The organism is Streptomyces sp. NPDC053665 (assembly GCF_055585285.1).
Genome location: NZ_JBVJKK010000001.1, coordinates 1,508,659 through 1,528,445 on the forward strand (window position 1 = coordinate 1,508,659; position 19,787 = coordinate 1,528,445).

General features: G+C 70.7%; 26 protein-coding genes. 3 read left to right on the plus strand and 23 right to left on the minus strand.

Annotated features, from left to right (window positions below):
- Positions 1 to 115: 115 nt before the first annotated feature.
- Both ACZ6ZN_RS06510 and ACZ6ZN_RS06515 read left to right on the plus strand, forming a co-directional pair.
- The gene (locus ACZ6ZN_RS06510) at positions 116 to 559 is read left to right on the plus strand and encodes a hypothetical protein (RefSeq protein WP_469643566.1); all 444 of its coding nucleotides are present in this window, start codon (positions 116 to 118) and stop codon (positions 557 to 559) included.
- Between the two features lie 79 nt (positions 560 to 638).
- Positions 639 to 1,331: a hypothetical protein gene (locus ACZ6ZN_RS06515; protein WP_469643569.1), complete on the plus strand. Its 693-nt coding sequence runs from the start codon at positions 639 to 641 to the stop codon at positions 1,329 to 1,331.
- A gap of 171 nt (positions 1,332 to 1,502) precedes the next feature.
- On the opposite strand, the gene ACZ6ZN_RS06520 is transcribed toward ACZ6ZN_RS06515, so the two are convergent.
- The 3 genes from ACZ6ZN_RS06520 to ACZ6ZN_RS06530 all read right to left on the minus strand — a co-directional run bounded on the left by ACZ6ZN_RS06520 (position 1,503) and on the right by ACZ6ZN_RS06530 (position 3,089).
- Positions 1,503 to 2,324, minus strand: coding sequence for an SPDY domain-containing protein (locus tag ACZ6ZN_RS06520; RefSeq protein ID WP_469643572.1), 822 nt, complete (start codon positions 2,322 to 2,324; stop codon positions 1,503 to 1,505).
- A gap of 15 nt (positions 2,325 to 2,339) precedes the next feature.
- Positions 2,340 to 2,630 carry a hypothetical protein gene (locus ACZ6ZN_RS06525; RefSeq protein ID WP_054100434.1) on the minus strand — a complete coding sequence of 97 codons (291 nt, stop codon included), beginning with the start codon at positions 2,628 to 2,630 and terminating at the stop codon, positions 2,340 to 2,342.
- Between the two features lie 105 nt (positions 2,631 to 2,735).
- The gene (locus ACZ6ZN_RS06530) at positions 2,736 to 3,089 is read right to left on the minus strand and encodes an SPDY domain-containing protein (protein ID WP_469643575.1); all 354 of its coding nucleotides are present in this window, start codon (positions 3,087 to 3,089) and stop codon (positions 2,736 to 2,738) included.
- 278 nt (positions 3,090 to 3,367) lie between these two features.
- Here ACZ6ZN_RS06530 and ACZ6ZN_RS06535 point away from each other — a divergent pair, with 278 nt between their 5' ends.
- Positions 3,368 to 4,228 carry an abortive infection family protein gene (locus ACZ6ZN_RS06535; protein ID WP_185015068.1) on the plus strand — a complete coding sequence of 287 codons (861 nt, stop codon included), beginning with the start codon at positions 3,368 to 3,370 and terminating at the stop codon, positions 4,226 to 4,228.
- 186 nt (positions 4,229 to 4,414) lie between these two features.
- On the opposite strand, the gene ACZ6ZN_RS06540 is transcribed toward ACZ6ZN_RS06535, so the two are convergent.
- From ACZ6ZN_RS06540 to ACZ6ZN_RS06635, 20 genes are all read right to left on the minus strand, one after another.
- A complete protein-coding gene (locus ACZ6ZN_RS06540) occupies positions 4,415 to 4,942 on the minus strand; it encodes an ATP-dependent DNA ligase (protein WP_469643578.1) in 528 nt (175 codons plus the stop codon).
- Between the two features lie 242 nt (positions 4,943 to 5,184).
- Complete coding sequence (locus ACZ6ZN_RS06545) at positions 5,185 to 6,288, minus strand: DUF4037 domain-containing protein (protein ID WP_469643580.1); 1,104 nt, start codon at positions 6,286 to 6,288, stop codon at positions 5,185 to 5,187.
- Between the two features lie 257 nt (positions 6,289 to 6,545).
- A complete protein-coding gene (locus ACZ6ZN_RS06550) occupies positions 6,546 to 6,890 on the minus strand; it encodes a DUF6233 domain-containing protein (protein ID WP_469643583.1) in 345 nt (114 codons plus the stop codon).
- Between the two features lie 131 nt (positions 6,891 to 7,021).
- On the minus strand, positions 7,022 to 8,044 hold the full coding sequence (locus ACZ6ZN_RS06555; RefSeq protein WP_469643585.1) for a SpaA isopeptide-forming pilin-related protein: 1,023 nt from the start codon (positions 8,042 to 8,044) through the stop codon (positions 7,022 to 7,024).
- A 33-nt stretch (positions 8,045 to 8,077) separates the two neighbouring features.
- The gene (locus ACZ6ZN_RS06560) at positions 8,078 to 8,824 is read right to left on the minus strand and encodes an SPDY domain-containing protein (protein ID WP_333934318.1); all 747 of its coding nucleotides are present in this window, start codon (positions 8,822 to 8,824) and stop codon (positions 8,078 to 8,080) included.
- A gap of 101 nt (positions 8,825 to 8,925) precedes the next feature.
- Positions 8,926 to 9,414, minus strand: a complete 489-nt coding sequence (locus ACZ6ZN_RS06565; protein WP_061441558.1) for a hypothetical protein — start codon at positions 9,412 to 9,414, stop codon at positions 8,926 to 8,928.
- A 28-nt stretch (positions 9,415 to 9,442) separates the two neighbouring features.
- Positions 9,443 to 10,309 (minus strand): SPDY domain-containing protein, encoded by an 867-nt coding sequence (locus ACZ6ZN_RS06570; protein WP_469643589.1) that lies wholly within the window; start codon positions 10,307 to 10,309, stop codon positions 9,443 to 9,445.
- A gap of 25 nt (positions 10,310 to 10,334) precedes the next feature.
- A complete protein-coding gene (locus ACZ6ZN_RS06575) occupies positions 10,335 to 10,964 on the minus strand; it encodes an HAD family hydrolase (RefSeq protein WP_406721952.1) in 630 nt (209 codons plus the stop codon).
- Entirely contained in the window at positions 10,961 to 12,112 is a 1,152-nt protein-coding gene (locus ACZ6ZN_RS06580; protein WP_469643592.1) for an MFS transporter, read from the minus strand. Before ACZ6ZN_RS06580 ends, ACZ6ZN_RS06575 begins: the two co-directional genes overlap by 4 nt.
- On the minus strand, positions 12,109 to 13,353 hold the full coding sequence (locus ACZ6ZN_RS06585) for an ATP-grasp domain-containing protein (RefSeq protein ID WP_469643594.1): 1,245 nt from the start codon (positions 13,351 to 13,353) through the stop codon (positions 12,109 to 12,111). The genes ACZ6ZN_RS06580 and ACZ6ZN_RS06585 overlap by 4 nt, the downstream gene beginning before the upstream one ends.
- Before the next feature lie 50 nt (positions 13,354 to 13,403).
- Positions 13,404 to 13,706: a hypothetical protein gene (locus ACZ6ZN_RS06590; protein WP_054100383.1), complete on the minus strand. Its 303-nt coding sequence runs from the start codon at positions 13,704 to 13,706 to the stop codon at positions 13,404 to 13,406.
- 29 nt (positions 13,707 to 13,735) lie between these two features.
- Complete coding sequence (locus ACZ6ZN_RS06595; RefSeq protein ID WP_469643597.1) at positions 13,736 to 14,923, minus strand: MFS transporter; 1,188 nt, start codon at positions 14,921 to 14,923, stop codon at positions 13,736 to 13,738.
- Between the two features lie 44 nt (positions 14,924 to 14,967).
- Entirely contained in the window at positions 14,968 to 15,483 is a 516-nt protein-coding gene (locus tag ACZ6ZN_RS06600; RefSeq protein WP_127436006.1) for a regulator, read from the minus strand.
- Complete coding sequence (locus tag ACZ6ZN_RS06605; RefSeq protein WP_127436007.1) at positions 15,480 to 16,322, minus strand: winged helix-turn-helix transcriptional regulator; 843 nt, start codon at positions 16,320 to 16,322, stop codon at positions 15,480 to 15,482. Before ACZ6ZN_RS06605 ends, ACZ6ZN_RS06600 begins: the two co-directional genes overlap by 4 nt.
- Positions 16,323 to 16,369: 47 nt before the next feature.
- Positions 16,370 to 16,783, minus strand: a complete 414-nt coding sequence (locus tag ACZ6ZN_RS06610) for a hypothetical protein (protein ID WP_185908255.1) — start codon at positions 16,781 to 16,783, stop codon at positions 16,370 to 16,372.
- Between the two features lie 10 nt (positions 16,784 to 16,793).
- The gene (locus tag ACZ6ZN_RS06615; RefSeq protein WP_061441567.1) at positions 16,794 to 17,237 is read right to left on the minus strand and encodes a hypothetical protein; all 444 of its coding nucleotides are present in this window, start codon (positions 17,235 to 17,237) and stop codon (positions 16,794 to 16,796) included.
- Entirely contained in the window at positions 17,234 to 17,716 is a 483-nt protein-coding gene (locus ACZ6ZN_RS06620) for a hypothetical protein (RefSeq protein ID WP_381725564.1), read from the minus strand. Before ACZ6ZN_RS06620 ends, ACZ6ZN_RS06615 begins: the two co-directional genes overlap by 4 nt.
- Before the next feature lie 100 nt (positions 17,717 to 17,816).
- Complete coding sequence (locus ACZ6ZN_RS06625) at positions 17,817 to 18,137, minus strand: SH3 domain-containing protein (protein ID WP_406723319.1); 321 nt, start codon at positions 18,135 to 18,137, stop codon at positions 17,817 to 17,819.
- 181 nt (positions 18,138 to 18,318) lie between these two features.
- Positions 18,319 to 19,062 carry a hypothetical protein gene (locus tag ACZ6ZN_RS06630; RefSeq protein WP_439454025.1) on the minus strand — a complete coding sequence of 248 codons (744 nt, stop codon included), beginning with the start codon at positions 19,060 to 19,062 and terminating at the stop codon, positions 18,319 to 18,321.
- A gap of 25 nt (positions 19,063 to 19,087) precedes the next feature.
- Positions 19,088 to 19,786, minus strand: coding sequence for a hypothetical protein (locus tag ACZ6ZN_RS06635; protein WP_054100376.1), 699 nt, complete (start codon positions 19,784 to 19,786; stop codon positions 19,088 to 19,090).
- Position 19,787 lies beyond the last annotated feature (1 nt).

Genomic DNA, 19,787 nt, shown 5'->3' on the forward strand with positions numbered 1-19,787 from the left:
GTCCGCCCGGCATCGGAGTGTCGGCGCCCGAGCCGCAGCCCGCCGAGCCGACCGCCATCGTGGACGACTTCCTCCCGCCGGAGCTGCGGGTGCCGAGGTAGAGGAGGACGCCAGGGTGTTTCACCGAATACGCCGCAGGGCCAAGGGGCCGAGCGGAGCTCAGAAACGGTTCGCCGAGCTGCACGCGCAGATGCAGGGACAGGTCCCGCCCGGCATCGGAGTGTCGGCGCCCGAGCCGCAGCCCGCCGAGCCGACCGCCATCGTGGACGACTTCCTCCCGCCGGAGCTGCGGGTGCCGAGCCACGACCAGATCGAGGGCAAGATGATGCCGTGGAAGCAGCCCCTGGTCCTCGACGGCGAGATGGCCACCTGCGCCGAGTGCGGCGCGTACCGGGACTGGCTCATCCTCTCCACCCGCGGTGAGATCTGGCTGCGCTGCAGGGCCGGACACCAGCAACTGGAGACGCGCATCGACACCGCCTGGTACAACCGGCACTCCGGGCCGGCGGACTCGACGCACGCCACGTTCGAGGACTGCCTGCGCCACCTCGGGCACTGACCACCACTCCTACGACCCCACCGGGCCCGCGGGCCCGCACTGACCACCCGTCGCCTAGCACCAAGGGGTCAGTTCCGTCATGCGCGTTCGCGTCGCCACCACCGCACTCGGCATCACCGCCGCCCTCCTCGCCGTGCCCGCCTGCTCCACCGACACCCCCGGGTCCAAGCACCGGACCGCCTCCTCCCGTACGGGAAAGCCGACCGAGGTCGCCCAGGAGCCGGCCGCGCTCTCCTCGGCCGCGCTCGAGTCCCGCCTGCTCGACCCGCGCGACCTCGGCAGCGGCTACCTTCCCCAGCCGGAGCGTCCGGCCCAGCACGATGACGTCACCGTCCTCGGCTGCCCGGCCCTGAGCGAGTTGGGCGGTGACGCGGCGACTGGCGGCACACTCGCCTTCCCGCACAAGACGAAGGCGGACTTCACCTACGGCTACAGCTCCTCGGAGATCTCCGAGGAGCTGTACAGCGACAGCGTGAAGAAGCTCTCCGACGGCACCGGCCGGATCTTCGATGCCATGACAGGCTGCCCGGCCTATCAGGTCGTCGCCGGTGGCACCCAGGTCGACGTGACCTCGCAGAAGCTGCCCGCGCCCAGCGTCGGCGGTGATGAGCAGTGGAGCCTGCTTCTGACGTACATCGCCGGGGGCCGGAGCACCGTGGTCAAGCAGACCGCGATCCGCGACGGCAGCCTGCTGCTGGTCCTCTCCGGCTCCCCGGCCCTCGTCGACCGCCACCTCGACAAGGCCCTCGCCAAGGCCACGGCAACGAGCTGACCTGCGTGCACGTCACGCTGCTGCCTCCGACCGTCGCGGTCGGGGGCAGCAGTGCGTTATGGGCTAAGCACTAACGACCCGACCGGCCACTTCGCCCAGGAAACAAGAAAGTCCGGCACCCCCAACTGGGAGGATGCCGGACTGCGATCGTCGAGAGGGGTGCGCGGGACGTTAGATGGCCGGCGCGCGCAGGAGGCGCTCCTGGGTGGCCTCGGGCAGGACCCGCCGCAGGACCGGTGCGGTCGAGCTGAGGGAGGCGGCGAAGGCGGCGACGAGATCGTGCGGGACGCTGGCGGCGAACGAGGCCACCCACAGAAGCGGGGCGCCGAGTACGGGCTCGGCCCACGCCTGCCATCCGGCCGGTCTAGTCTCGTCGTCCTCGGCGGACAGGGCCCGTAGGTCGCCGTCCTGGATGAGGGGCGGCACCTCCCCCAGGCTGATGTGCGAGGTGAACGTCGGGTCCATCGCCGCCGCCTCGGGTTGGTCGATGTCGCGGAACCAGCCGTGGGCGGCGACAGCGTCAAGGACCAGCTCGGTTCCGGCGAGCGCCGAGGCAGGCTGGTTGCTTGCGTCGAGCGCGACGAGGAAGTCGACCACCGCCTCGCCGGGGACGTCACGGGTGAAGTAGGCCGACCACTGGGCGAGCGGGCTGCTCGTCTCGGCTCGGGCGGAGATCTGCCAGGCGATCGGCAGCCCACCCAGGTGGAACGGCTCGTCCGCCAGCCCCCACTGGGCCCAACGCAAGGCGTCGGGGCTGATGTGCAGGACGGTGCTGCGCAGGACCTGGCGGTCCTCCGGTTCCTCGTCCGGCTCGTGCCGTCCGCGGACGATCGTCAGGCTCGTCCAGCCCAGGCCGGCGAGCGCGTCGGCGACGACGTCGTAGAGGCGTCCATCGTCACCGGCTAGGTGCCGGGGGCCGACCCAGAACGCGGGCTGGCCGCCGCGCGGGGCGGACGGGTCGGGCGGAAGGTCGGGGTACAGGGGCGCCTCCAAGGGCTCGGTGCGTGTCTAGTTGCCGCCGGCACGGCGGCGAGGGCGGCGCGGGGGCGCCTGGACGGGGCCCTGCCACGTCAGGGCGATGGCGACCTCCGGCGGAAGGTGGCCGAGCTGTGCGTCCTCGTCCCGCCCTTCGGCGAGGTAGACAACGGTCCGGCCGGTCTCGTCGACTGACTGCAGGACCTGCGCCAAGCGGTGCGCCATCGGGAAGAACGGGTTCATGGCCTGGCGGACCGGAGCGCTCCGGTCGCAGCCGGACAACAGATCGATGAGATCGCCGACGGTCATCTCCGGGGACGTCACGGACAGCCTCCTGGGGTTCGAGGGAAACGGGGGCGGTGGAGCCGGGCCGGCCTACGGCACCGCCAGCGCTCATAGGACGGGCGCTATGTATCGGTGGCCGCGCTGTCAGAGGCGGCGTGAGGTCTGCAGCACCCTCGCCACGGTGGCGGCGACGATGTCGGCCGGCGTCTCGGTGTCGAACGACATGTGGTAGCCGCGGACCTGAGCGGTGCCGGTGACAGCGATCTTCCGCCCCTCGCCGTCCGTGCCGGGTCGGCCGTGCGGAAACCAACCGAGGTAGAACCGGCCGTCCTTGGAGCTGACGTGCACGTCCGCGCGATCATCAACGATCAGGTGGAAGTCCTCGGCCGAGAACTGGTCCAAGACCAGAGTCGGCTGACCGGGGCCGAGCTGCCACTCCCGCAGTCGCAGGGCCTCGACAGTGGTGGAGAAACCGGGGCCCGCAGGGGCTACGGTCACGAGCAATCACCTCTCTGACCTGGGGTTTCTTGCAAGGTCGTCTACGTTGACATGCCCTCGCGCCCGTTGGCCAGTCTTTCCCGGAACATTTCTGTCTGCCCCCGGCGAACTGCCGTCCGTCGACAGTGTGGGATCTCAGATTCCGTGGCCGAATCTCACGACCAACGGCCAAATCAGCCACAACCACAGACTGGTTGGCTAGACAGGCTCGGCATGGATCAGACATCACCTTGGGAAAAGACAGTGACGGTGTCAGGGTCTGCTCCTATCTTCAGACCATGACCGTCACCGCACGGCGGGAGCTGGTGAGCCCGGCGACCCGCAACGCCTTCCGCTCTCTGGCCACGGACCTGACCGTCCGGATTGTCGCCGAACTGTGGGAGGACCACGGGTTCGCGCCCATCCCGCCAGATGAGCTGAAGTACCAGGACTCAGGCCAGCGGCGGACTGAATTCATGCTCTACGCGGAGGGTGTGGACTGGTCGGATCCGAACCAGGTTCGACGTGTACTCCTGGTCTTCGAGGACTTCATCCGCGCGTACCGGAACCCGGACGATCAGGGAACTCCTAAGTGGCTTGACGACATCAGGGTCCGCTTGGAGCGGGACGGCTTCACTCTCGATAAGGAGGGGAGGATCTCCTGGTCCAACCCGCCAGTGCTGGTCCGCGACCTCAGCACCCTGAGCGACGCCTCCGGCATCACGATCGAGTTGGAGCGCATTCGGAGGGACCTGACCACCGATCCCCATGGGGCCATCGGCGCGGCCAAGCAGCTCATCGAGGCAACGGCGAAGACCGCCCTCGGGGAGCTGAACATCGAGGTCGACCGGAACGCCGCGCTCCCGGCCCTGATCAGCACGGTCCAGAAGGCGCTGAAGCTCGACGCTGGCTCGGCTCCTGATGGGCCGGACGGCAGCAAGGCCGTGAAGAGAATCCTTTCGGGCTCGGTGAACATCGCAGTCGGCGTCGCCGAACTGCGCAACCAGGGCTTCGGCAGCGGTCACGGTCAGGCGAGCGCACCGTCCGGGCTTGGAGTGCGTCATGCCCGCCTGACGGTCAATGCTGCCGTGACCTGGTGCGAGCTGATCCTCGACACGCTCTCGGACCCCGCCGCGCCGTGGCGCAAGACAAAGGTCTGATTACTTCGCGAAGAGGGCCAGGTTTCGGGGTGGAGCAGATCGCGCCACCCCGCGGGCGTGAATTCAGCTCGCCAACTTGGCCCTCCCGCCACCGGTCCTGGCGGGCCTACTACACCCTGAGGAAATGCCCCGGCCGTGAGACGGACCGGCTGTGCCATCAACTTGAGACAGCGTAAGAGCTGCTGGTCAGCAAGGACGGCCCGTACCACGAGCCGCGACGGCCACCAGCGCCGCCGCGACCTGCGCGGCCAGCTGCGCTCCGAGCCGCTGAGACAATGCAACACGGCCGTCAGGCAACCGCACCGCCAGCGCCCGCGGCCGACCCGCCGCCCCCGTGAACCCCACCACCTCCGCGTCGATCGTCTCCGCGTGTCTGACCTTCTTCCACGACGACGACCGCCCGGCCCGGTACGGCGACCGCCCCGACTTCGCCACCACCCCCTCCACACCGGAGCCGGTCAGCGTCTCGTACCAAACCCGGGCGACCTCCACGTCTTCCGTCGCCGACACCGCCTGAATTGGCGACCCCTCCGGCAGCCCGGCCACCATGTCCAGCATCAAGGCGCGCCGCTCCTCATACGGACGCGCCCTCACGTCCCCGGTGGGCAACGACAAAACGTCCCACACGATGAGCAGCGCAGGGTGCCGCGCCGCCAGCTCCCGCGCCCGTGCAGGCGAGGAAGCCGCCCGAGCCTGAGCGGCCTCGAACGACACCTGCCCCGTCAACCACGACGACTGCCTCGCCGTCCAGGACGACGCCAGGCGGCAGGGCCATCCCCGCCACGGCAAGATCCATCCAGGGCGTCGTCACGTCCCGACCCGACCGCGCTTGAAGTCGAACCGTCTCAGCCAGCCGCCACAAAACTGTCCGGTGACCGTCCTTCTCCAGACTGCGAGGTGTCTCATGAGACACGCGTGAGTGCGTGACGGCGTCGGATCGAGGTTTGGTGACGGCGTCACGGATCTGGGACGAAGGCTGTGGCCCGGGTCACCGCTCGTGTCCGCTGCGGGTTACTGAGGGCGTCGGTGCTGTCAGCGAACTGGTCGATGGTGCCGATCAGCGGCAGCGCGCGGACGGCCGGGTCGGTGATGCGGGCGGTCAGCGCCGCGGTGAAGCGTTCGGCGTGCAGAACCTTGTACGGCCTGCTGTGGTAAGGGCGCGTGGTGGGGTCGACTGGAGCGGTGAGGCCGAGCCGGTTGTGGGCGGCGGCGACGGTCTCGTAGGCGCGGGCCAGGTGGTGTTCGCGGCTGTGCCAGTCGGTGGCGGCGAGGGATGCGGTGAGGACGGGCGTGAGGAAGGCGGCATGCGGGGTGCGGGCGAAAGAGCTGCCGAGCCATTTGCTGTACGACGGGTATTGGCGGTCCATGAGCAGGCAGAGCCGCATCAGATCGCGGACCAGGCGCGCGGTGACGACGGCGGAGCCAAGTTCGTCGCCCACTTCGCCGCACCGGCCGACGAAGGCTTCCTCGCGGGCGATGCGTTGCCACTGGCAGGCGAGTAGGTGGAGCCAGAGGTCGTGCGGGTACCAGGCGAGCCGCGCGCGGGCCGGGCCGAGCCGGTCGAGTCCGTCGTGGAAGACCGCGCCGGCGGTGATCTCGGCGAGCCGTTGTGTGGGGGTGGCCAGCCAGTCCAGCGTGGTGACGTCCTGGCCTGGGTCGAAGCCCAGTTGGTCGGTGAACCAGGTGGCCGGGTCGGTGATGTCGACGCGGTGGTGCACCGGTCCGTCGGTCGCCTGCATGATCCGGATGCCCGCCTCGGCGGTGGCGGCGAAGTGCGTGGGGTAACCGAGGAAGGTCTTCGGCAACCTTGCGGAGAGGAGCTTCTTGATCGCCGTCCCGTGGCGCGTGTCGTCCTGCGGGTGCAGGAACAGCTGGAGCCGGGGTCCCCACTCGTGGTCAGCGGAGCGAGCGGTGTCGAATCCCAGAACCTCCGAGCCGCCGCCGAGACGGGCAGCGGAATGAGCGATGCCGGGGGCGGCCTCGTCCAACAGAGGCCGGACGGCTTCGAAGTAGAAGCGGCGGGAGAGCTCCAGTCCGGGGATGAAGGGCGGTGTGGTCATGGCCTGGAGCCTGCCGGACCGGCATGACGTTGGTCGAAGGCTTTTCCCCGGAACCCACGCTGCCCTGGTCGGCAAAATGCCTGACCCGACAGCGACTTGGTGAGACAGTGTTGAGTGTCTGGAGAACCGTCGAGCTTCACTTCATACCACCAGCGCGGCCCGGTCGGCAGTTGCGGCACCAGCTCGGCCAGGGCAACGTCGACAGGGAACTCCACCCCGCCACCCTCAAACGCCGCCCGGGCCGCCCGCGCGCCGGGCTACTCCAGCAGGCCCAGCCGCGTGTCCGGCCGACACTTCGAGCACGCCGGAACCTGCTGACGTATCGCGTCGCGTGCCTGCTCCCGCGTCGCCGGCATCTGGCGCTTACCCGGGTCCCAGCAGTCCCCCGTGTGCACCGCCACCAGGCTGCTCCGGTCAAGGCACCGCTCAATCAGCCACTCCGGGGGCGGCAGTCGCCGCTCCTCGGCCTGCCGTCGCTCGGCCTCGCGACGCTCCTCGTCCGCGATCCACCGGTCTAGCTGCCGAAGGCTCGCCCGCGCCTGCTGCTCGACCACGCGGCGCGTGAACTGCAGCAGTTCCAGACGGGACGGAGTATCGCTCACACGTTCGATTATAGAGGGGCGGTTCACAAACACCGAGGCCCCCACATCCAGGAGGACGCTGTTGGCGGTCGCGAACAGCGTGTCCAGCTGGGGCTGCGGGGGCTCCGTGTAGTGAAGAAGGGTGGGTGCGGTCAGCTCCCGGTGTTGTCTTCTGTGTGGCTGTCGGTGCGACTGCGGCGTGCCACGGTGAGGGCGCCTCCACCGGCCGCGATCAGAACGGCCGCGCCGCCGATCAGCCACGGCGTGGCGTCAGCACCGGTGTGGGCGAGGGAGCCCGTCGGCGTCTTCGGTGTGGAGTCGCCGACCGGGGTGGCTGCGATGGCGGAAGTGTCGGTTTCCGGTGTGTCGCTATCCGTTACGGACGGCGTGGCCCTGTCCGTACCGCTGTTCGGCTTGCCTGGGCTGGAGGAGAGGGTGTCGGTGGGCGTGTGCGTGGGCTTACCCGAGGGTTCGGGCTTCGGGGTCGTGGTGGTCTTGGCGTTGGTGACGGTCACGGTCACCGGGTCGCCGGGACCAGCGGTGAACGTCTTGGTGGGCTTGTACAGGTCGTAGCCGGCAGGGGCTTTGATCTCTTTGACCCAGAACTGGGCCTTCCGGCTCGACATGGGCAGCTCTCCGGAGGCCGTGCCCTTAGCTCCCGTGGTCAGAGTGAGCAGCGTCGAGCTGCCGGTGCCGATGTTCACGGTCGCGCCGGGCAGGAGCTTGCCGGTCTTGTCGTCCTTGGCCTGCAGGAGGACCTTGGCGGCCTTGAACGGATCGGTGATCGTCAGCCGGGTGGTCGCGCCCGGGGTGACGATGACGTCCTGGTCGGCGACGACCTCGTGCAGCGGGCTGCCGGAGGCCGTCTCCTTGAGCCGGTAGACGCCGGGCGCGAGGTCGGAGAAGGTCAGCTTTCCCTGTGCGTCGGTCTTCCCGTGTCCGGCTTCCTGGCCGGCGGAGTCGAGCAGCAGGAACACGGCGCCGGGCAGGGCGTCTCCGGCTGTGTCCCTGGTGGTGATCTCGACGCTGCCCGCGTCCGCGGCCGGAGTCTCGGCAGCGGCGGAGGCTGAGGGGGTCGGTTCGGTGGGCTCGGCACTCGCGGCCGGTGCCCAGGTGAGGGTGCCGGCCGCGGCGACGGCGATGGCGGCGGCGGATCGGACGAGATGTGCGTGCACGAGGAAGGGGACTCCTTGATCGGTCGGGGAAGGTCAGCGGGCGCGGCCGGCGGGGTGGGGTGCGGACGGCAGAGCGGGCGGCAGATGGCTGGGCGGCTGCGGGGTTGCAGCCGGTGCGACGTAGAGGTGACGACGGGTGTGGAAGGGGATCTGCTTCACGGCCCGGTGCAGCGGTTCGGTGGAGATCAGCGAGGCGGTGAAAGCCGCGGCGAGGGTGGTGGGCGCGCCGGCAGAGAACTGGGCCTGCCAGTGCGGTTCGCTCGGGTATCCGCCCCAGGCCCGCCAGACCGGACCGTCGGACCCAGTGGTGGCGTACCGGTGGCGCACACCGCCAAGGCCCTCTGGTGGCAGAAAGGTCTGCGTACCGTCCGTTTTGACGCTGTGGCTCCAGCCGTGGGTGAGGAGCGGCGTGTACACCTCGTGCGGGGCCGTCGGATCCTCGACCAGGTGGTTCTTGTCGCTGTGGCGGTCTTCGAGGTACAGGTCGAGCAGTTCGGTGTGGACGTCGCGCAGGAGCTCGGCGGGGGTGGTGGCGTCGAAGGTGATCTCCCAGGCCCGCGGGCCGAAGGGGGCACGGTCCATGCCGATGGTCCACGTGTCTGCGCCTCGCTCCTCGGGCTTGGGAGCGAAGCGGGTCCACAGCCGGGCGCAGGGGCTGATGGCGAACACCATCCCTTCGAGTCCCTGGTGAAGGTGCCATCCGTCGTCGAAGGGGAAGGCCCAGATCGTCTCCAGGTCTGCCTGGCCGGGACCGGCGAGGTGACGCGGGAGAACTCTCACGGTCTGGGCAGGGTCGAGATTGTTGAAGGGGTCGCGTGGTGGGTCGGGCAACACGAGGAGATGCTCCTGCTGAGTAGGTGGCGCGGGGATCGGGACGAGGCTCAGCGGGTGCGGGCCCCGGCGGGGACGGTCGGCGGAGCTGGAGTGCTGCGCGGCGTGGGGCCGGCCGCACGCTTGGGCGCGGAGGCAGCCCAGGCGCCGGGGAACCAGACGGCCGTGTACTGCTCGATGGCGTCGCGCAACCCGGTGGTGACGGCTCCGTCCCACGGGGGGCGGCCGGGGCGGTGGTAGGTGCCGAAGGTGCCGTACTGCTTGGTGTTCGGAGGGGTGTTGGTGGCTTCGTCGCGGCGGTGGAAGGTTCCGTGGTCCACGAAGCTGAGTGCCACCGCGTCGATCTCCCCGCGTTCCGGGTGGACGACTGCGACACGCAGCCCGCCGTAGGTGTCCGCGTGGATGGTGCGGGTGAAGTCAATCCGCAAACGCAGCGGCGTGCCCGGCACGGGGGCGGCGTAGTAGGTGTTGCCCACGACGGCGTGCTCGTGGAAAGGAAGGCACAGCTCGGTGAAGAACTCGGGAGCCTGCAGGAACACGAGGGTCTCCGGTCGGAGTTGAGTGGAGTCAGCGGCGTTGGCCGGGCAGGGCATGTCGGCTGGTGGTGCTCCAGCACGGAACGCTGGCCGCGGGAAGCGCGGCCGGGCGGCGGGACGCTGCGGCCCGCCGGACGTCGAGCGGGGTGGGCGTCGGCGGAGAGGGCGGGTGGATCGGGGAAGTCTGGGCGTGGTCCTTGACGTAGCTGGAAGTGTCGTCCCGCCATCGAGGCAGGGGTGCGGGGTCGGCCACGGCCTCGGTCACAGCTCGCAGAAGGGCTGCGGGGGTGTCGGTGCTGGCCGTGGCGTACCAGTAGGGCCGAGCTGAGGAGGTGCCGGCCCACAGGTGCCAGCGCGCGTCGCGGGTTTCCAGCTCGATCGGCGGGTCGAGGTCGCCGGTGGTGTATTCCAGCGTGGCGAGCCCGTCGGGTGCGGTGATGGCGAAGGTCCTTAGATCCGGGCGGTCGAAGCACCAGCCTCGGTTGATGAGCGGGTCAACGGCCTGGAACGGGTCACGGTCGGTGCTTCCGGCAAGCGGGCGGGCAAGGTAGCGGTCTGGGCCCTGCCGGTACGCCTCGGCGAGGGCGGTGGTGAAGGCAGTGACGAACTCCGTGGGCGCGCTGTCGTTGAAGCAGACGCCCCAGGCCGGTGGGCCGAAGGCGTCCTTGTAGGCGTTGATGCGCCACAGGCCGTCGTCGTCGCCTTCGGGGAGGTAGCCGAGGCGGACCTTGCCGTCGGGGGCCGTGAGGTAGGCGTTGCCGAGGTGGTCGTGGTGCAGATCCCAGCCGAGGTCGTGCAGCGGGTCGAGGCCGGGGTCGCTGACCGCGGTGGAGCGGGCCAGGTGGCGTGGGAAGACGTAGACGTCGCCGTCGATGGTGTCGTGGTCGTCGTGGGGCACTGAATCCTGGGGGGGAGGAAGCGGGTCAGTTCGGGGGCTGCAGGGCGGCTGCGAGGTCGGTGGGGTGGCCGGTGTAGTGCAGGGTGCGCAGGCCCAGGTGGCGGGCTGCATGGCAGTTGTCGTCTCGGTCGTCCACGAAGAGGACGCGGTCGGGGTCTGCGGCGCCGGTGGCGTTCATCGCGTGCTGGTAGGCGGCCGGGTCGGGTTTGCAGACCTGGAGCCGGGCCGAGTAGAAGGCGTGGGTCATCAGGCGGCGCCACGGGCGGCGGTCGAGGACATCGCTGAGGTGGCGGGGTGCGTTCGACAGCAAGACCAGCGGCAGCCCGGACTCGTGGGCCTGGTGGAGAACATCGATGACGTGATCGTCGATGGACGTCCACATGTCGGTATCGGCGTCGCGGAGTTCACGCAGCCTGCGGGCACCGGGGTGGTGGTCGAGGACCGTGGCCCAGTACGCGAGGTCGCTGAGGTGGCCTGCGTCGTAGGCGGTGCGGGCGGTCCAGAAGGCGTGCTGGAAGGCGGGGAGGTCGTCCTCGGGCCACAGGGCGGTGCGGGCCAGGCGGAGCCACTGGTCGGTGGTGGGTTGCAGGCCGATGACGCCGTTGTAGTCGAGGATGACGGCGTCCAGGCCCGCGTGGGCAGTGGTGGGTGTCAAGGGGTGGTGTTCTCCAGGGCGCGGTGGGCGAGGGCGGCGACGGCGGCTGCGAGGAGGGCAGGCAGCAGCAGGGCCGTGGGCAGGGTGGTGGCGCTGGCCAGGGCTCCGATGAGGGCCGGGCCGGCGAGGAGACCGAGGTAGCCGGTGGCGGTGACCGTGGCCACGGCCTTGGCGCCTCCGGCGCCGGCCGCGGTGATGAGCGAGGGGACGGTGGTGGACAGGCCGAGTCCGAAGACCGCCCAGCCCGTCAGCGCCAGTGGGGTGCTGTTCCCGATGACGCCGATGGTGAGACCGGCCATGGCGAGAAGGGCTCCGGCCCGTACGACTGTCGGGGCGCCGAAGGCAGCGGTGAGCCGGTCACCGGTCAGCCGTCCGGCCGCCATGGCCGCGCTGTACAGCGCGAACGCGGTGGCGCTCGCGGCCGTCGGGGCACCCAGGGTGTGCAGGTGCACGGCGGCCCAGTCAGCAGCGGCTCCCTCGCCCAGCAGGCTCGCAGCGGCCAGCGCGGCCAGAAGCCAGAGCTTCCCCGGCGACGAAAGCAGGGGCAGCTTCCCGGCGCCAGCGCGCATTGCGGGTCGGTCTGCGCCGCTCAGGCTTCGGGTGACCGGCACCGCTGCGACAGCGGCCCCGGCCAGGAGGGCGCCTGTTGCGGTGAAGAGTGTGCTGTGCGGGGCCTGGGCGGTGAGGGCGGCCAGGGCGGCGCCGGCGAGGGCGCCGAGGGAGTATGCGGCGTGAAGACCAGACATGATGGGCCGGCCGAAGGCGTTCTGGCAGCGGACGGCCGCAGTGTTGGCGGCCACATCGAGGACGCCGTGCGCGAGACCGAACGCGAGAGCCGCCGCCAGCAACGCGGACAGGCTCTCGCCTTGCCCCACCAGGACGAGGCACCCGGCCAGGGCGAGGGACCGACTGGTGAGCTGGGCTGGTAGCCGCGCCGGGCGGGCGTAGCGGCCTCCGAGCTGCAGTCCAGCGACCATGCCGACGGCGGCGGCCAGCAGGACCAGGGCCAGCCCTGCGGTGCCGAGGTGGGCAGCCTGCTGCACGGCGGGCATCCGGGCGCCCCACACCGCCATGATGGCCCCCAGGCCGAGGAAATAGCCGGTCAGCAACGCCCGGCTATGCCGGTCAGCCGCAGACACCGCGCTCACGCCGCAGCGCTACGGGGGCCGGAGGTCCGGTCGAGGACCGCGGTGACGGCACGAGCAGCCTGGTCGGCGCGTGCACGCGCCTGCTGGCCGGTGGTGGCGGTGGTGATGAGGTAGCCGATCCGGCCGGTGTACAGGTTTCCTCCGTCGGCGGGGAGGAGGAGCTGGTCACCGGGGCGGCACTGGTAGTGCAGCCGGTCCAGCCACGTCGGGCGGGGCCCGTCGTAGGTGAGGTGGGTGAGGGTGCCGGAGGTGTCCGGATAGAGGAGCCGGATGGCGGCGGCCGACGACCTGGTGGGCGTGAGGTCGGGGGTGCGGTCGCAGGCGATGTCGGCGGCGGCACGGACCAGGTCGATGCCGGTGGCGAGACGCACGAGGTGGCCGATCATGTCTCCGGCCAGGCGAGCGTTGACCTCGATGAGGCGGGGCCTGCCGTCGACGAGGCGCATCTCTATGTGGCTGACGCCGTCGGTGATGCCGAGGGCGTTGATCGCCGCCCGGGCGGCCGGCGCGACGGTCTCCCGGAGCGGGTCGTCGGCGTCCACACTGTGGGCCAGCTGCTCGAAGTGCGGCGGAGGGCTGATGGTCTTGCGGTTGACCGCCACCAGCGTGGTGGCGCCGCGGTAGGTGACACACTCCACGGAGATCTCCGGCCCGTCGAGGAACTCCTCGACGAGGACGCTGGTGCTCTCGGTGCCCTGACCGGCCGTCCGTTCGGCCGCCCGGTAGGCGGCCGTGAGCTGGTCGCGGTCATCGACGCGGAGCACGCCGATGGCACCCGCGTGTGCGGCAGGCTTCAGCACCACGGGATAGCCGATCCGGTCGGCGGCGGCTTCGGCCTCCTGCCGGGTACGCACGCTCACCGAAGCGGCCGAGGGCACGCCGTGGCGGGCGAACAGCGACCGAGCGGTGGCCTTGTTGCGGCACCCCTGCATCACTTCGGGCACGGTGGTGGACAAGCCGAGCTGGCGGGCGAGTCGGGCGGTCGGGACCACACTCCACTCGTCCCAGGTCATGACACCGGCGAAGTCGTGGCGTGCGGCCAGGGCCCGGCCCCCCGCCAACAGCGCGGCAGGATCGCTGAGGTCCACGACGGCGTGATCGGTGATGTGCGGCTTCTCCCACGAGGGTTCGGTGCCGGTGAGCAGCACGACTCTGTAGGCGTCGGCGACCTGCTCAAGGCAGTAGCCGCGGTAGTTCTCATCTCCGGGAGCGACGACAAGTACAACAGGGCGAGCGGGCAAGAGGGAATTCTCCGTATCAAGGGACGGCAGGGCAGGGAAAAGGGGGTGTCTCAGGCGGCGCGGCGCCGGCGCAGCTCGAACGCGTGGGACCAGTGGGGGTGGTCGTCGATGAGGCGACGGGCGTAGAGAGCGGTGAAGTTGTTGTTCAGCCCGGCGACGCCGTACGGGAGTTGGCGTCGCAGGTCTTCGAAGAGGTCCTTGAGGCTGATCCGGGTGGCGCCGGCGGCCAGGCGGCGGGCGGCCATGCGTTCGAGGGATCGGTACACGTGCGGGTTGCGGGCGTCGAAGGCGTGGAACTGCTCGGTGATGGTGCGGCCGGTCGCTCGGTGCGACCCGAGGGCGGCGATGGTCATAGGGGTCCTCCACGGGCGGGACAGCCGGGTCAGGCGCGCAGGGCAGGGTCGGTGCGCAGGCGGGCGAAGGCGCAGAACAGGCCGAGGGTTTGCAGGGCGGCACAGGCGGTGATGACGTGGCCCAGCGCGTCGGGCGGGGTGAGCGCGGTGAGCACGCCGGCGAGGGGGAAGGGCAGCAGGAGGATGAGGATGGTGGCCGACAGGGTGCTGCCGAATGCCTCCGGGGGGATCAGGCGGGAGCGCAGGGTGCGCAGGACGACCGCCAAGCCGCCATCGGCTGCCATCAGGACTGCGACCATGACCAGGTAGGACAGGTAGTCGGGGGCCAGGGCGGCTGCGAGACAGGCGAGCGAAGCGATGAAGGAGCAGGCGACTCCCACCGGCCACAGGCCCAGGCGGTCCAACGCGAACCGACAGACGGTGACGGCCACCAAAGTGGCCGCCGCTGCGGCGGACCACACCAGGCCGACGGCCGTGGTGGACTGCCCGAAGTGCTGGACGACGATCACCGGACCGGCTGCCTGGAGAAGGCCGATAGACAGGTTGGACAGGGTCAGCCCGGCCACCAACCAGCCGAGCGCGGGGAGCGCGCGGATGGTGCGCCACCCGGTGACGAGCCCGGCGCCGGGCCGCCCCTTCGGCGCGCGGGCCGGGGCCACGGGTGAGGGCGGTGTGCGCAGGGCGAGCAGCGCGGCAAGCAGCGAGAGCACGGTGACCACCGCGAGCATCGACGGCGGCCCGGCGAGCAGCAGCACGCCGGCGAGCGCCGGTCCGGCCAGGGTCGCCGTCTGGTCGATGCCGAGCAGGGCAGCCTGGACACGGTGAGCCCGAGGTCCCGCTCGGCGGCCGGCGGCGGCACCTGCAGTCTCGACGGCGATGTAGCTGAACTCGGTGAGCACACCGGTCGCCGCCGCCAGCACCATCACCGTCACGCTCGCCGCAGCACCGGACGGGTAGAGGTACAGCAGGACAGCGCCGGCGGCGAGAGCCAGCGCCCGTCCCAGGGAGGCGAGGTGGAAGACCACCGAGGCGCCGCGTCGGTCGACGATCGACCCGGCCCACCCGAACGCTGCCAGGCGCGGGATCCACTCCAGAGCGAAGGCGGCCCCTGTCAGTACGGCGGATCCAGTCGTGGCCAGAACGAGCAACGGGATGCCGTAGGTGGACATCGCGAATGCCAACGCATCCGCCGTGCGCGGCAGGTAAATGCTGCTCATCAGCCCGGCCGTGTGGCGTGCGTGCCGGGGTGTGACCGCTGCGCTCACGCGGCCCGCTCGGGCTCGGCCCTGGTCACCTGGGGGTTGCCGGCCAGCCACTGGATCAGGTGCGTGCGGACGCGCGCTAGGTCCGCCTCAGCCTCCGCGCTGATCGGGTGCGCGTCGGGCAGGGGTGCGGGGCGGTCGGCGTTCCCGGGGGTGAGTGAGGGTGCCAGCAGGCCGAGAACGTGCTGGATGCGGCTGCTGAACTCGCAGACGGCGGCGGGGGCCGAGTGACGCCGCGCCCACCGGGCTAGCGCGTCGTACAAGTCGGCCAGTTCCATCCCGGAGTCCGTGAGTTCCAGACCGGCGCCGGGCGCGACCCGGACGAGGCCGTGGGCACGGGCCGTGTCGGATGCACTGCGCAGTTGGTGCGCGGAAAGGTCGGGCAGGGTGCCGGCGAGCCGTCGCGGCGGTATGGCGCCGTTGTCGTCGATCTCGGTGACCAGACGGATCAAGGAGCGTGAGGCCAGCAGGTCGATGACCTGGCGCGCTTCGGCAGGGGGGAAGGAAGTGCTCATCGGCGCGGGCCTCCCGCCGGGATGGCTGCCGTCGGGCGGCCGGTGGCAGCGTGCGAGAAGAGGTCGCGGTGGTGCCACACCGGGGACGACCCAACCGCCCGAGCAGGTGGAAGCGCCACGGGCGCCGGCCGTGACGGGCTGCTGACCCACGGCCTCGGCGTGCTCTTGGCCTGCGGCTGCCCCCAGACGGGGTGGCTGGCTGCCTGGTCGAGGGGTTGCCCGGCGGACCAGGCGGACAGCGTGCCGAGGACGGGGCCCAGGGCGTCGCCGGCGGCGGACAGCCGGTAGGGCCGGCCGTTTCCCTCGGTATCGGCCAGACCGTCGGCAACGAGCTGGCGCAACGGCGGATAGATGTTGGTCCAGTCGCTGCTGGGCATCACGATCCGGGCCAGAACCCGGCCACTGACCTCCTTACGCGACTTGAGCACCCACAGGATGGCGGCAGCATGGCGCCGGGTGAGCAGGGTGAGGCTGTCCTCGATCTGCTCGATCGCGGCCAGCGGGCGCTCCGCCTTCTCCAGGTGCTCTTCGGCCCAGGTGACGATCATCGGCAGGATCGGCAGCAGGGCAGTGGCTCGCTCGGTGTGGCCGTAGGTGACGTGCCGTGCGGTGTGTTCGGTGCGCTCGACGAGACCGGCGTCGCACAACGACTTCAGCTTGGGGTGGAGCTGGCCGTTCTGCAGCCAGGACACCTTGGCCGCCAGCTCGCTGTAGCGCAGCGGCGGGCCGGAGAGGGCCAGCAGGATCCTCACGTTCCAGCGCGGGGTGATCATGGCGAGGGCCTCGGTGACCCGGGCGATGTCGGCGTCGGCATCGGGGGGCAGAGCGGTGATGGCCAAGGGAGGAACTCCTGGGTGAAAGAAGGGGGAATCGCCTGGGGGTCGGGTCAGCGGCTGTGCGCCGCGCTCTGCGCCATAAGGGGCGCGGCCGGAGCAGGCGGCGCGGGAGTCGGAGAGGCAGACGTCGGGGCCGGGACGCGGGCCAGGCTCTGCAGGACGGCTGCGACCGATGTGGCCTGGGCCTCGCGGACGGCGACGGCTTCGGCGAGCCGGCGGGTGCCGTCGAGGAGGTGGGACACCTCGTGCGGGCCGATCTGCCGCTCGGGGTGGACGAGCCGGGCCAGCTGGTCGCGGTGGAAGCCGATGCTGCGCTCGGCCAGGGCGAGGGCGCCGTGCATGCCGAGCAGGGCGGAGAGCATGCCGGGGGGCTGGTCCTGTGCATGGGCTTCGAGGTCGGCGAGCGGTGCGCCGTACAGGTCCTCGATCCGGTCGGCTATGTCGGTAGACGTGAGGTGGGGCAATCGAGGGCTTTCACGGTCGGCGGGCCCGGGCCGCCCCGGCACGCTGAGGTGCCGGGGCGGCAGACGGAGGCAGGGTGGCGGTGGCCTTGAGCTGTGCCGTGCGAGCGGGCCGGGTTTGCTTTGCAGGCGGGGGCATGGTGCGCAGCAGCTCGCCGAGGGCTGCGCGGTAGCCGTCGCGGGCCTCCAGTGCCGCTTCCAGCCACTGCGCGTCGAAGCGGAGCTTGTCCGCCGACAGTTCGCCCATGTCCCGCTCGGGGTCCATGTCGGCGTGGACGCGGTCGCGGACGCGGGCGACCTGCTCCTCGGTGAGCGCCAGGAATGAGCGCAGCTCCAGGGCACGGGCTAGCTCGGGTGAGGCATCGTGGCCGGCAGCAGCCTCGTACAGCTCGGGTACCGGGTTCCCGAAGACCTTCTGCAGGTCGGTGTCCATGGTGCTGGCCTTGTCCCGGCTCATCGGGCGGACCTTGCCGGCCGCCACGCCGACGCCGGCGCGGGTGTCCCTGCGGGACGATGGGGAGCGCTGGTCTGCACTGCCGGGCCGCTTCGGGGCCGGAGGCGGGCCAGGCGCTGTGCGGCGAGGTCCTTCTTGCCCGGGGCGTCCGGGTCGAGGAGCCACCGCACGACCATGGCCCGGCCGTCGCGGGTGGTGACGGCGGCGTTCACCCGGTGGGCGAGGCCCATCGTCGGGTCGTCGACCTCGCTGGGCTGGGTCTCCAGGGCTGCGAGGAGGTCGTCCTCTGCGCGCTCCAGCACGGACTGGGCCTCGACGAGGAGGCCGTGCCACTTGACGACGTCGGTGGCGTCGGGGTTCGCGGTGGGAGCGGCGGCGACCGCGGCCTTTAGCTGGTCCATGCCCATGTCGAAGCGGGCCTCGATCCGTTCGGTGAGCACGCCCACGACATCCGCAGACTCATCGGATATGCCGTCGGTCAAAAGGGATCTCCTGTTCTGGATGGGCCGGTGCCTGCGGAATGTGAGGGGCGGCTGTGCTCGGTGCCCCCGCCGCTGGGCGGGACGTGCTGGATCCGGTCAGTCAGTCCAGACACATGCGGACGTCGCGGTAGACGTAGGTGCCGGAGACCCAGCCCTTGACGCCGGTCGTCTTGTCCGTGATGTAGAGCCAGTTGCCGCTCTTCTTGGACACGCTGAACTTGTGGCTCTTGTAGAGCACACCGAGCGCGGTGGACTTCGAGCTGGCCTTGGACCGGATGGTCACGGCCTTGGTGTGCACCGCGTACGGGAGCGGCGGCAGGTTGTGGCAGCTCACGGCAGGGGTGGCGGTTGCTGCGGTGGGTACGGTCACGGCGCTGGCGGGCGTGGCGGACAGCGCCGGCAGCGCGAGCGCGCCGAGCATCGCCGCGGATATGGCGATTCGGGTGGAGCGCATGCGGAAGAAACCTCCGTGGAAGGCACAGGGAATGCGGGGAAGTGGCCGCGGGAGTTGTCCCGGCGGCTGTATAAGAGTCCGGAGAATCGGCGGTTTGGCTAACCGGCGATCGTCGGCTATGTTGCGCCGCCCGCGACTGGAACAGCGCTCAGCGAGAGCGGCCGGGCGGGTGTGGGGCAGGGGCCTTCGCTACACCTGCCGGGCGGCTGGGGGTGGCTGCCGGGCGGATCGGCGGGAGCGGCCCGGCCTTGCCGGTGAGGCGGTCGTCGCACCACTGCAGGGCCTCACCGGCCGTGTCGAAGCCGCCCTCCCGCAGGGTGTGCGTCCACGTCTCGGTATCGACCTCCTCGACCACCACGCGGAACGGGCTGGGGACTTGCTCGTCCTGTGCACGCAGTACCACGACGATGACCATGTCGTCCGGGTCGTCGCTGGTGTAGGAGTAGCCCATGGCGTAGTGGTCGCCGTCGCCGACGAGGCGTCGCTCCAGTGCTCGCGTGGCCTCGTCCGCCGGTGGCGGGCCCAGTTCGGGGTGGAGGCCGATGGCGTCGGGCGGGCAGCCGCGGTGGATGAGCCAGGACTGCGCCATCGCAGACAGCGGCAGCTGAGCGTGCTCGAAGCTGAACATGCCTTTTTCGTGGTCCCGTTGCAGATGTACGGCGAGCACCTGGGGCATGCCGGGGCGTCCCCAGGTGGCGGTGCGGTCGAACAGCACGTAGTAGCTGTTCGGGCCGTCGTGGTGTTCGGCGAGGGGGACGAGCATGTCCTCGTGGACAGCGACCTTGCGGTAGAAGTCGAGGTACCTCTCCTCGTCGGAGTCGAGGTCGTCCAGCTCGAAGTCGACGTGGGGGATGGTCTTCCGGGCCGGCGCCGGTTCGGTGGGGGACAACAAGAGCCTTTCGGTGGATCGGTGCAGTTCAGCGCCGCTTCGCTGGAGTGGACGGCGGGGCGCCGGGGCGAGCCGGGCTCGTCGGCGCATGCGTTGCAGGAGTCCGGCGGGCGTCCAGCAGTGCGGCTCGTCCGGCGTCGGTGAGGGAGACGGGCTGGCCGGCGTGCACAGGGTGGCTGGTGTCCCGGACGGTGAGGCCGGCGCGTTCCAGCTGCTGCATCTGGGGATAGGGGATGCGGGTGCCGGAGGAGGCGGTCACGGACAGTCGGCCTGTCAGCAGGTGTTCGTGGAGCTTGGCACCGCCGGCGATGGCGAGCAGTGCCGCCCGGTCGTCGGTCGAGAGTCGTCCTTCGTCGGGCGTCGATGCTGCGGCGGCGGCCTCGATGGGCTCCAGGGCGGCGAGCACCTCTTGGGCGGCGGCGTCGCGCGCGTTGGCGGCCTCCTCCAGTTGGTCCACGGTGCGGTCGATGCGTACGAAGAGGGCACCGTCGACAGGGAACTCACCGCTCGTGAGACGGTTGAGCAGCTTGAGGTAGAAGGTGACGCCGATCTGGGCGTTGGCCAGGGTGCGGTGCCGGTCGACCAGCTGGGTGTGTGGCTCGTCGAGGGCGCCGCGGTCGCGGTAGGTCCACAGGGTGTCGATGTCGTGGCCGGTGACCGCTTCGAGGCGGTGGTCGAGCTGCGTGACCGCACGCCGGGTGGGAGTCGGCGCGGGTTGAGGGGGCATG

Excerpts from the sequence above, each read along its gene's own strand:
- ACZ6ZN_RS06515 (WP_469643569.1), top strand. The coding sequence starts at position 639 with ATGCGCGTTCGCGTCGCCACCACCGCACTCGGCATCACCGCCGCCCTC.
- ACZ6ZN_RS06535 (WP_185015068.1), top strand. The coding sequence starts at position 3,368 with ATGACCGTCACCGCACGGCGGGAGCTGGTGAGCCCGGCGACCCGCAAC.
- ACZ6ZN_RS06545 (WP_469643580.1), bottom strand. The coding sequence starts at position 6,288 with ATGACCACACCGCCCTTCATCCCCGGACTGGAGCTCTCCCGCCGCTTC.
- ACZ6ZN_RS06590 (WP_054100383.1), bottom strand. The coding sequence starts at position 13,706 with ATGACCATCGCCGCCCTCGGGTCGCACCGAGCGACCGGCCGCACCATC.
- ACZ6ZN_RS06595 (WP_469643597.1), bottom strand. The coding sequence starts at position 14,923 with ATGAGCAGCATTTACCTGCCGCGCACGGCGGATGCGTTGGCATTCGCG.
- ACZ6ZN_RS06600 (WP_127436006.1), bottom strand. The coding sequence starts at position 15,483 with ATGAGCACTTCCTTCCCCCCTGCCGAAGCGCGCCAGGTCATCGACCTG.
- ACZ6ZN_RS06615 (WP_061441567.1), bottom strand. The coding sequence starts at position 17,237 with ATGAGCCGGGACAAGGCCAGCACCATGGACACCGACCTGCAGAAGGTC.
- ACZ6ZN_RS06625 (WP_406723319.1), bottom strand. The coding sequence starts at position 18,137 with ATGCTCGGCGCGCTCGCGCTGCCGGCGCTGTCCGCCACGCCCGCCAGC.
- ACZ6ZN_RS06635 (WP_054100376.1), bottom strand. The coding sequence starts at position 19,786 with ATGCCCCCTCAACCCGCGCCGACTCCCACCCGGCGTGCGGTCACGCAG.